Source organism: Nocardia arthritidis NBRC 100137 (assembly GCF_001612765.1).
Classification (GTDB): Bacteria; Actinomycetota; Actinomycetes; order Mycobacteriales; family Mycobacteriaceae; genus Nocardia; species Nocardia arthritidis.
Genome location: NZ_BDBB01000101.1, coordinates 1 through 1,176 on the forward strand (window position 1 = coordinate 1; position 1,176 = coordinate 1,176).

1 protein-coding gene is annotated in these 1,176 nt (G+C 62.5%); it reads right to left on the reverse strand.

Features of this window, described 5'->3' with window-relative positions; translation table 11 throughout:
* Positions 1-1,176, reverse strand: a 1,176-nt coding sequence (locus NA8_RS32230; protein WP_063054050.1) for a cytochrome P450, incomplete at both ends; no start/stop codon positions are given.

Sequence of the window (1,176 nt, forward strand, 5' to 3'; positions counted from 1 at the left end):
ATCGGGTCTCCACGGTGATGGGAAGGTGGGCGAACCCACGCACATTGGACGAATGAACACGTTGGATGCCGTCCGGCACGATGTCGAAAGCGGTGACGCGAGAGGCGAATTCCTGCAACGCGACGGTCGCTTCCAGCCGCGCCAAATGCGCACCCAAACAGAAGTGCACCCCCGCACCGAAACTCGCCAGCCCGGATTTGTCGGCACGATCGATACGGAAACTGTCCCCATCATCGAACACCGCGCGATCACGATTGGCCGAACCGATCAACAGCAACACCTTCGCTCCCGCCGGAATCACACCGTCGTAGTAGCCGAGGTCCTCCATCGCAGTACGCGCGACCATCTGACTGGAGGTGTCATAGCGCAGCGTCTCCTCCACCCAGTCGGCCACCAGATCAGGATCCGCGACGACCTTCGCGTACTCCCCCGGATTACGCGCCCCCCAAAACAACGCATTGCCCAACAATTTCGTGGTGGTCTCGTTCCCGGCCACCACCATCAGGAACAAGAAACCGATGATCTCCTCATCGGTGAGCATGTCACCGTCGATCTCCGCATCCAGCAACGCCGAAGTCAGATCATCCCGCCGGGCACGCCGACGCTCCGAAACCATCTCCGCGTAATAGCCCAGCAGCGTCATCGACGCCTCCGCCGCCGCCATCGGCACATCCAGCACACCATCCTCCCGGTGCACCACCAGATCCGCCAACCGGCGGATCTCCACCCGATCCGCGCCCGGAACCCCCATCAACTCGGAGATCACATCCATCGGCAACTTGCCCGCGACCTCATCGATCCAATCGAAACCCACACCGGCCAGCGCCGGTTCCAGATACGACAGCGTCAACTCCCGGATCCGGACTTCCATCTCCGCGACCCGCTTCGGGGTGAACCCCTTGAACACCAGCCGCCGCATCCGCATATGCCGCGGATCGTCCATCGCCAGAAACGACATCACCCGATGCGCATGCGGCCCCCACGCCGCCGGATCCAACGACACCCCATTGGCACTCGACAAACGCACACTGTCCCGAAACGCCGCCACCACATCCGCGTGCCGCGACAACGCCCAGAAACCCAGATCCGCATTGCGATACAGCGGCGCCTCCTCCCGCAGCCGCCGATACGTCGGATACGGATCCTCGTGAAACCCGTAGTCATACGGATCGAACG